1 protein-coding gene is annotated in these 308 nt (G+C 52.3%); it reads right to left on the bottom strand.

The window, feature by feature from the left end:
- Window positions 1-44: 44 nt before the first annotated feature.
- On the bottom strand, window positions 45-308 hold a 264-nt coding region (locus tag AC1RPW_RS08330; RefSeq protein WP_481769495.1), incomplete at its 5' end, for a hypothetical protein.

Raw genomic sequence — 308 nt, 5'->3', positions numbered from 1 at the left:
ACCAATAAGCTCATCCATTTCTTTCTCCTTTGTCCACGCGTACATCAACGTTCATCCGGTTTAGAAGATTTGCCGGCTTGATGAGCTGCCACTTCAGAGATGCCGATGCCCGAGATACCAACATATTTCTTACCGGTTTCCACATCGCGAATCTCGTAGATGCCGCGCTTGCCATCGTACGCAAGCTCGTCTCGGAACACACCGACACGCGTCACACGATACTGACCGTCAGTGACGATAGTACCAAGCGGAGTGTCAGGCTCTGGGCCACACGCAGCAAGCGAAAGCAACAGCAATGATGCAACCAC

It is taken from the genome of Dellaglioa sp. CoH-55-MRSF-8 (assembly GCF_056782195.1).
Note: the sequence above shows the minus strand (reverse complement) of the source record. Positions and strands in the feature narration are given on the sequence as shown.